8 protein-coding genes are annotated in these 8,762 nt (G+C 72.5%); 3 read left to right on the top strand and 5 right to left on the bottom strand.

Features of this window, described 5'->3' with window-relative positions:
• Nucleotides 1–387 (top strand): LamG-like jellyroll fold domain-containing protein (locus BMY61_RS40315; RefSeq protein WP_218162007.1); only part of this gene is annotated, 387 nt, incomplete at its 5' end.
• Nucleotides 388–486: 99 nt separating this feature from the next.
• Here BMY61_RS40315 and BMY61_RS40310 read toward each other — a convergent pair.
• The 4 genes from BMY61_RS40310 to BMY61_RS40295 all read right to left on the bottom strand — a co-directional run bounded on the left by BMY61_RS40310 (nt 487) and on the right by BMY61_RS40295 (nt 6,179).
• Nucleotides 487–3,051, bottom strand: coding sequence for an ABC transporter permease (locus tag BMY61_RS40310; protein ID WP_042443368.1), 2,565 nt, complete (start codon nt 3,049–3,051; stop codon nt 487–489).
• Nucleotides 3,048–3,836: an ABC transporter ATP-binding protein gene (locus BMY61_RS40305; RefSeq protein ID WP_042443371.1), complete on the bottom strand. Its 789-nt coding sequence runs from the start codon at nt 3,834–3,836 to the stop codon at nt 3,048–3,050. The genes BMY61_RS40310 and BMY61_RS40305 overlap by 4 nt, the downstream gene beginning before the upstream one ends.
• A gap of 196 nt (nt 3,837–4,032) precedes the next feature.
• Nucleotides 4,033–4,956: an LLM class F420-dependent oxidoreductase gene (locus BMY61_RS40300; protein WP_042443373.1), complete on the bottom strand. Its 924-nt coding sequence runs from the start codon at nt 4,954–4,956 to the stop codon at nt 4,033–4,035.
• Between the two features lie 125 nt (nt 4,957–5,081).
• Complete coding sequence (locus BMY61_RS40295; RefSeq protein ID WP_042443376.1) at nt 5,082–6,179, bottom strand: hypothetical protein; 1,098 nt, start codon at nt 6,177–6,179, stop codon at nt 5,082–5,084.
• 75 nt (nt 6,180–6,254) lie between these two features.
• On the opposite strand from BMY61_RS40295, the gene BMY61_RS40290 reads away from it, so the two are divergent.
• Nucleotides 6,255–6,563 carry a PadR family transcriptional regulator gene (locus BMY61_RS40290; RefSeq protein ID WP_042443379.1) on the top strand — a complete coding sequence of 103 codons (309 nt, stop codon included), beginning with the start codon at nt 6,255–6,257 and terminating at the stop codon, nt 6,561–6,563.
• Nucleotides 6,560–7,423, top strand: a complete 864-nt coding sequence (locus BMY61_RS40285) for a hypothetical protein (RefSeq protein WP_042443381.1) — start codon at nt 6,560–6,562, stop codon at nt 7,421–7,423. The genes BMY61_RS40290 and BMY61_RS40285 overlap by 4 nt, the downstream gene beginning before the upstream one ends.
• Nucleotides 7,424–7,440: 17 nt before the next feature.
• Here BMY61_RS40285 and BMY61_RS40280 read toward each other — a convergent pair whose 3' ends face one another.
• Nucleotides 7,441–8,511, bottom strand: a complete 1,071-nt coding sequence (locus BMY61_RS40280; protein WP_052438377.1) for a phosphatidylinositol-specific phospholipase C — start codon at nt 8,509–8,511, stop codon at nt 7,441–7,443.
• Between the last annotated feature and the right edge of the window lie 251 nt (nt 8,512–8,762).

The following is an 8,762-nucleotide window of genomic DNA, read 5'->3' as shown; positions in this document are numbered from 1 at the left end:
GAGCCGACCGCGTCGAATGCGAGTGTGTCGTTGCTGTCGAGCTCGACGATGGCCTTGAAGGTCCAGCAGTGGAACGGCACTGGGGAGTTGGGTGCCACGAAGTACGGCGCGTCGGACTGGACGGTCAACTACAAGGCGCCGCTGAACGCGTGGACCTATGTGTCCTTCGTCGACGACGGGAGCCAGATCACCGTCTACGCCGACGGCCAGTCGGTGGGCACGATCGCCGCCAGCGTGTCCCTGGGCAGGGCTTCGATCGGCAGTACCGCCAAGGACCCGGGCAAGGAGGACCTGGACGAGGTGTCCGTGTTCAACAACGCCCTGACCGCGACCCAGGCGGCGGCTTTGTACGCCTCCGCCCAGACCGGAGGCACCTCGACCGGCTGACGCTGGTCGGGCACCTGCACCGGTCAGGCCGCGGCGCGCCGCCCCGTTCCCGCCGGGCGTCACCACGGCGGGAACGGGACCACCTGTCAGGAGGGCTGATCAGTCCGTTGCGACGGCCTTGAGGATGTTCATCCGGCCGGCGCGGAAGGCCGGGAAGAGCGCGGCCAACAGGCCCACCAGCGCCGAGCCGAGGAAGACGACGCCGATCGTGGTCCACGGGATGCTGAGCACTCCCAGTCCCGACAGGGCCAGCAGCTTCTGGGCTGCGACGCCCCACCCCATACCCAGGCCCACACCGAGCACCGCGCCGAACAGGGCGATGACGACCGACTCCAGGCGGACCATCCGGCGCAACTGGCGGCGGGAGAGCCCGATCGCGCGCATCAGGCCGATCTCACGGGTGCGCTCGACGACCGAGAGGGCGAGGGTGTTCACCACACCGAGGACGGCGACCACGATGGCGAGAGCCAACAGGGCGTAGATCATGTTGAGCAACTGGTCCAGCTGCTGCTGGATCATGTTCTTGTAGTCGGCCTGGTCGCGGACCTTGACCTGCGGGTAGTCCGCGGTGGCGGCCTTGAGTGCGGCGGCCGCCTGGCTCTGCTGGCCGGGGAGCGCCGCGGCGAACATCATGTCGTTTGCCGGGAACCTGTCCGCGGGGAGGTAGGTCCTCGCGTCGGCGATGTTCATGTACATCGCGCCCTTGTCGAAGACCGTGTCGTCCGAGGTGATCGCGTTCACGGTGAGCCGCGCCGTCCTGCCGCTGGTGAAGGCGACGTCGAGCCGGTCGCCGAGGGCGACCTTGTGGGCCTTGGCCCACCCCTCGGGCACCGACATCGCGCCGGGCGCGTAGGCGTCGATCAGGCGCCCCTGCACGGTCCTGGCCTGGAGGTCGTCGGTGTAGGACGGCGTGGCGGCCGCGATCACCGTCCGGTCCTTCGTGCCGTCGGGGGCGGTGACGGTCGCGACGACGTCCGTGCGGTCGGTGACATGGGCCAGGTGGCCGGCCGCGTGGATCGCTTTCGCGGCGGCCGGGCTGATCGGATTGCCGTTCCCGGCCTGGATGATGAAGTCGGCGCCGACGGACCGGTCCATCTGGGCGGTCGCCGAGGCGACCATGGAGTCGCCCACCACCGACAGCCCTGCGACCAGCGCCAGACCGATCATGAGCGCGGCCGCGGTGGCTCCGGTGCGACGCGGATTGCGCAGCGCGTTGCGCTCGGCGAGCCGCCCCACCGGGCCGAACCAGCGCAGCGTGACGGCGCCCAGGATCCGCACGACGATCCCGGCGAGCAGCGGGCCGACGACGACGAAGCCGACGAGTGTCAGCAGCACGCCGATCGCGAGCAGCCCGGAGCCCGCCGACGCCGAGGAGGCGGTCGCGGCCAGCGCGAGGGCGGTCCCGCCCGCCGCCGTGAGCAGCACTCCGAGCGCCGCACGGACGCGACCCGCGCGGGCGTCGGCCGGGGTGCCGGCGTCGCGCATGGCGGCCATCGGGGAGATCGCTCCGGCGCGGCGGGCGGGCAGCATCGCGGACACCACCGTCACCACGACGCCGACGGTCAGGCCGATCAGCGGCGTCGCCGCCTTGATCGTCAGATCCGCGGTGGTCAGGTGCATCCCGAACGCGCCCATGAGCTTCATCAGGCCGACGGCGAGGCCGATGCCCGCGCCGATCCCGGCGACGGAGCCGACGACGCCGAGCAGCACCGCCTCGACCAGCACCGCGCGGTTGACCTGGCGGCGGCTGGAACCGATGGCGCGCATCAGTCCGATCTCGCGGGTGCGCTGAGCCACCAGCATGGAGAAGGTGTTGACGATCAGGAAGACGCCCACGAGGACCGCGATCCCGGCGAAGCCGAGCAGCACGTCCTTCATCGGGCCCAGGAAGGAACCGATGTCCTTCTGGTTCTGGGCCTTCAGCTCGGCGGCCGTCTGCACCTGGTAGCCGTGGCCGATCGCCGCGTCGACCCGTGCCTTGAGCTGGTCGTCGCTGACGCCGGGCGCGGCGTCGAGGGCGAAGTCGGTGTACGCGGTGCGGGAGCCCAGCAGCCCCTGCTGCGCGGTCGGGGTGTCGAGGTAGAGGACGGCCGCGCCGGGGTTGGTGGTCTTGAAGGTGGCGATGCCCGTGACGGTCACCTTGAAGTCGCCGGGACCGGCGATGACGCGGAGCGTGTCGCCGATGCGCAGGTGGTGCTCGGCCGCGGTGTCGGCGTCCAGCACGGCGTCACCCGGGGCGAGCGGGACGTGGCCGGAGGTGATGCCGACGGTCCTGGTCCGGGTCGGGTTCCAGTTGGCGACGATGGTCGGCGCGCCGGTCGTGGAACCGATGTCCTGGTTGTGGCTGTCGGCGACGGTGGCCTGCTGGCTGGTCACCTCGGGCACGACCGCCGCCACGCCGGGGACCCGCGCGAGCCCGGCCTGCAGCGAGGCGGGCAGGCTGTCCGGCGTCCCGGTCTGCTGCGCGTTGTCCACCTTCGCCGGGCTGACGGTGACGTCGGAGGCGGAGGTCGCGAAGAGCTTGTCGAAGGTCGTGTTCATGGTGTCGGTGAAGACGAGCGTCCCGCAGACGAACGCCACCGACAGCAGCACCGCGACCGCGGAGAGGGCCATCCGGCCCTTGTGCGCGAGGAAGTTGCGCAGGGAGGTCCGCAGCACGGTCATGACGTCCGCCCGCGCGAGTCGAAGGACTTCATCCGCTCCAGGACGGCGTCGGCCGTCGGGGCGTGCATCTCGTCGACGATGCGGCCGTCGGCGAGGTAGAGCACGCGGTCGGCGTAGGAGGCGGCGACCGGGTCGTGGGTCACCATGACGATGGTCTGGCCGAGCTCGTCGACCGACCGGCGCAGGAAGCCGAGGATCTCGGCTCCGGCACGGGAGTCGAGGTTCCCGGTCGGCTCGTCCCCGAAGATGATCTCGGGGCGCGCGGCCAGCGCCCGGGCCACGGCCACACGCTGCTGCTGGCCTCCGGAGAGCTGCGCCGGGCGGTGCTTCAGCCGTCCGGCGAGCCCGACGGTCGTCACGACGCGGTCCAGCCAGGCACGGTCGGGCGTGCGGCCGGCGATGTCCATCGGCAGCGTGATGTTCTCCAGCGCCGTCAGCGTGGGCAGCAGGTTGAACGCCTGGAAGACGAAGCCGATGCTGTCGCGGCGCAGTCGGGTCAGCCGCTTGTCCTTGAGCTTGGTGATCTCCGTCTCGCCGACCCAGATCCGGCCGCTGGAGGCGGTGTCGAGACCGGCCAGGCAGTGCATCAGTGTCGACTTGCCGGACCCCGACGGGCCCATGATCGCGGTGAACCGCCCGCGGGGCATGTCGACGTCCACCGCGTCGAGCGCGACCACCCGCGTCTCGCCGCTGCCGTACGCCTTGGTGAGCCCGCGTGCGCGGGCCGCGACTGCTGCGTGCGAGTCGCTGCCCCGGGCCGGGGGACTCGATACGGAGGTGGTCACTGGGGACTCCTGAGTGCTCGACTGTGTGCTCGACGGCCTGCTGGACAGGGGCTTGCGCCCTCGCGTCCAGCCTGCTGGAGCGGCATCCCAGGAACCATGGGGCGAGTCACCGGGCCGGGGGTAGGGCTAGCCCTACGTCGCCCGGCCCGGACCTGCCCGGGGCCCGCCCGCTCGGCCGGCTTCGAGCCCAGGAGGCTCAACTCAGCTGCGGCATCACCTGATCCGCGATGAGCGCGACGTGCTCCAGGTCGTCAAGGTCCAGGATCTGCAGGTAGATCCTGGTACTGCCGGTCTCGGCATACCGGCCGATCTTCTCGACCACCTCGGCGGGACTGCCGGCCAGACCGTTCTCCCTGAGCTCCGCCACGTCCCGTCCGATGGCGGCGGCGCGGCGGCCCACCTCGGCGTCGTTGCGGCCCACGCAGGCGACCAGTGCGTTGCTGTAGACCAAGGAGTCCGGCGCCCGGCCGTGCGCGGTGGCGGCCTCGCGGACGCGGGTGATCTGGGTGGCGCTGTCGGCCACGGACGCAAAGGGGAGGTTGAACTCGTCGGCGAACCGGGCGGCGAGCTCAGGCGTGCGTTGCGCGCCCATACCCCCGACAATGACGGGAACCCGCTCCTGCGCGGGCTTCGGCAGCGCAGGGGAGTCCTTGAGCTGGTAGTGGCGGCCGTCGAAGTCGAAGGTCTCGCCGGGCTTGGTCCGCCACAGCCCGGTGACGATCGCGAGCTGCTCCTCCAGTCGGCCGAACTTGGCGGCCGGGAAGGGGATGCCGTAGGCGGTGTGCTCGGCCGCGTACCAGCCTGCGCCGAGCCCGAGTTCGATGCGGCCGCCGCTCATCCGGTCGACCTGCGCCACCTGGATGGCGAGGACCCCGGGCAGCCGGAAGGTCGCGGCGGTCATGAGCGTCCCCAGGCGGATCCGGGAGGTCTCCCGTGCCAGGCCCGCGAGCGTGATCCAGGCGTCGGTGGGCCCCGGCAGTCCGTCCGCGTCGCCCATCTTCAGGTAGTGGTCCGAACGGAAGAACCCGTCATAGCCCAGATCCTCGGCGGTCCGGGCCACCCGCAGCAGCGTCTCGTAGTCGGCACCCTGCTGGGGTTCGGTGAAGATGCGTAGATCCATGCAGCCACGCTACGGCAGCGGGTGGCCGGCTCAACGCAGGCCCACTGCTCTAGTGTTGGCAGCAGTCCGCCGGCGTCGGCGACGGAGGGGAGCCACCCCGGGCACGCCTCCGAACCGAACGGGCCTCAGTCGGAGCCGAGTGCGACAGCGACCACGAAGGTGAGCACGCCCGCGACGGCGGCACCGGCGAGGACCAGTTCGGCGAGGGCCGGCACGGTGTCGATCCGGCCGATCAGCGGACGGAGCGGCGCCCGAAGGGCTCCGCTGAGCGGCACGGCGAGAGCCGCCGCGGTGACCGCGCGGCGCCCGGCCCGCGCGGCCCGCCCGGTTCGCGTAGCCCGCGCGGGCCCGTGGGTGCGGCCGGTCGTGCGGGGCACGGCAATGGACAGTGTCGCGTTGCAGAGCATCGCGAAGGCGAAGAACCCGCCCGCGTGGACGAACGCGGCGGTGAGCCAGAGCAGCGGGTCGGTCCAGCCTTCGCCGACGGCCTCCGCTGCCGCCAGCAGCGCGCCGCCGAGCCCGGCCGCCGCCCCGGCGAGTCCCACGACGTGCCGGCGGCCGAACCGCACGGCGGAGGTGAAGCGCCGGTGTGTCACGGCCCCGTCCACCGCGCGCGTCCACGGCGCCGGGAGGTGCGCGGCCAGCTCCCGGGCCAGGGGCGCCAGATCGTCGAGCCAGTCGCCCGCCACCGCACCCCTCCCGGGCCCGCGCAGGCCCGGTGGCAGGAGCCGGCGAGCTCGCAGGACCCGCGCGCCCGCCACAGCGGCTGCCGCCGTGGGGAGCGTCAGGGACGCGACGATCCAGGGCGTCACGGCGTTCCAGTGGCCTCGGTCGGCGCGCAACGCCACGGCCGTCCAGTCGGTGAGCGCGGTGGCTGCGATCAGTGCGGCGGACAGGCCCCAGGCGCGCAGGAGTTGACCGATCCGGAAGCCCGGCTGCGGCTCGTCCCGTCGCAGCAGGACGGACCGGGCGGCGGCGAGCGCCGCCAGGGCCGGGACGAGGAACAGGGTGAACGAGACCACGGCGTCGTAGGGGTCGTCCTGCCACGGGTTACCCGCGCGCACGGTTCGGATGTGAGAGGTGGCCTCGGCGAAGGCGGTGAAGAGCACAGCCGCGGCGAGGCCGTCCCGCGCTGCCCGGCGCACCGCGGCCCGGGCGGGATCACCGGCGGGGAGCGTCACGTCGGCGTCGGCGGCCGACGGCGGGTCGGGGCGGTTCGGCATGACGCAATAGTACACGCCGCGTACTACGCCATGCGTAGTAATCTGGGTGCAGGCGAACGGAGGGAGGCGGACGGCATGCAGGCCAACGACGCCCAGACGCTGGTGCTCTGTGCCCTGGCCGACGGCCCGCTGCACGGCTACGCCGTGAATGCGGCCATCGAGCAGTTGGTGGGGGAGCGCCTCGGGCCCGGCAGCCTCTACGGTGCGCTCACCCGACTGGAGGCCAAAGGGCTCGTCGAGCCGGTCGAGCCCGTCGAGGAGTCGGGCCGGCAGCGCCCCGTGCGCCTGACCGCGGCGGGGCGGGCGGTGCTCGAACGGGAGCTGCGGTCCATGGCCAAGGTGGCCGCCGCAGGGCTGCGCAGTCTGGGGGTGAGCCCGGCATGAGTGTCGCCGACCGCCTGGTGCGGCTCTACCCGGCCGCTTTCCGCGACCGCTGGGGCGAGTCCATGGTCGAGGAGGTCCGGGCGGCTGGTTGGCGCGGCTGGTCCGACGCGCTACGCGGCGCCGCGGACCTGTGGCTGCACCCGGTGCTCTGGCCTGTCGACCTCACTCCTGTCGACCGCGCACCTGTCGATGCTGGGCCTGCCGAGGCTGGGTCCCGCGAGTCCGGGTCCACTGAGGTTCGATCCGCCGGCGCCCGCGACCGGCGCCTCGGGCGCGCCGCGACGCTCGGCCTCGCGGTCGCGCTGTTCACCGCGTTGCTCGGCCACGCGGTGGGGGAGCAGGGCACCCGCCTCGCCGACGCGCCGGGCGGGCCCTGGCCCGCGCGCGCCTGTGCCGCTTTGCTGCTGCTCGGCCTCGCGCTCGCCGCGCCGCGCCCGAAGCTCTCGGCGGGCGCGCTGCGCGTTCTGGCGGGTCGCGCCGTCCGTCGTCTCGGCGTTCCCGTGCTGCTCGGGGCAGGCGTGGTGGCGCTCGCGCGGGTCGACACGGGGCCGGCCGGGCTGTGGGAGCACCTGGCGGTCGGCTGCTGGTGGCTCTCCCTGGCTGCGGCCGCGGTCCAGGCCTGCCGCGCGGTCTCGGACGTCGGCGGCGCCGTGCTCGTCCCGCCGTCCGCCGCGAGCCTGCGCCTCGGCCTGTGGAGTCTGACCGCGGGCAGCCTGCTGACCGGGGCCGTGGCGCTCACCGCCTGCCTCGGCCGCCCCGACCCCGACCTGATCTCCGTGGCCGTGGGCTGCTGCCTCGCCCTGTTGGCCGGCGCCCTGGCCGCCACTCTGCACGATCTGCGCGTGGTCTGCGGTGACTGACGTCGCGTGCGCGAAGGTCAGCCGGCGGAGCCGGAGTTCGCGTTGATGACGTCCTGGATCAGGCCGGCCCCGGGGAAGTCGGCGTAGACGATCCCGTAGCGGTGGTGTGTGCCGGACGCCGCATCCATCCGCTCCATGGCCATGACGTTCACGCCCTGGAAGGCCACCGAGCAGGTACCCCAGAAGCAGTTCACGCTGGGATACTCCGGGATGCAGCTGGACGACGAGCCGCAGGAGTTGATGATGCCCCGGGTCCAGCCGGTGAGCAGGTCGGGTGCGCCGGTCCCGGGGCTGGAGTGGCCGCTGGCCACGAAGTAGGGGAAGGATCCGCCCGACCCGCTGAGGAAGTTGACGTACGTCTCGGTGTCCGGTCCGGATGCGGCGGCGTCCAACTGAGCCGAGACGCTGTGCCACTTGTCGGCCAGGGCCCAGTTGTTGGACAGGGTGTAGTTGTCCTGGACCGACCAGCCGCTGTTGGCCCAGGGGATTCCCTCCCGGTCCGGGGAGGAGAAGTCCTGGAGCACGACGATCTTGCCCCTGATGTCGCCCAGCTGCGGATCGTCGCCGGTGCCGCGGTACACGCGCGGGTCGGCGGCGAGGTAGCCGTGCACCTGGGCCGCGAAGTCGGTGACGGTCTGCTCCTCCTTCACGCGCATCAGCACCGTCTCGGTGGGGTGCGCTCGCAGGAAGGCGTCGGCGGTGGCGAGAACGTCGTTCTGGAAGTCCTGCCCCTGCCGGGCGACGCCGTGGAAGAGCTCCAGGCGACCGGAGGACTCGCCCAGCCGGATGTCCCAGGCCCGGATCCCCGAGTTCAACTGCGTCGGCAGGTCCATCGACTGCGTGAAGGCGATGTCCCCGCCGAAGACGGAGGCGCCGCTGTCGTGGGTGCCGGGCAGGGACAACTCGCTCAGCAGCGTCGAGTCGGGCAACCGGGCCATCCAGTCGGTGGCCGTCAGCCCGATGCTGCTGTCGTGGGAGTACCCCGCCGTCTGGTCGGCCAGGGCGGGCGTCGCCGTGGTGCCGGCCAGGCAGGTCAGCGCGATCGCGACAAGCACGGCACGCGAGGCGACGCGGCGAACTCCGGTCATGTGGTGCTCCCTCGAATCGGCGTCAGCTGGGCTCGGCGCAGGGCAACACCCCTTCTCTAAAGGGAAGTTACCGGGCCGTAACGACGGTCGACGCGTATCCTCGCAGGGACTTCACCACTCGGCAACGGGTCGGAACGACCGTCGTGCGGTCGGATCGCGGCGATCGAGCCGGCGGCGAGGCCCGGTGGGCTCCGTGTCCGCCGGAACGGGTCCGGTGCAGTGGGGCGGGGGGAGGTCTCTGGGGACATGTC

It is taken from the genome of Streptacidiphilus jiangxiensis (assembly GCF_900109465.1).
Taxonomy (GTDB): domain Bacteria; phylum Actinomycetota; class Actinomycetes; order Streptomycetales; family Streptomycetaceae; genus Streptacidiphilus; species Streptacidiphilus jiangxiensis.
This window is presented reverse-complemented; position numbering and strand designations above follow the sequence as displayed.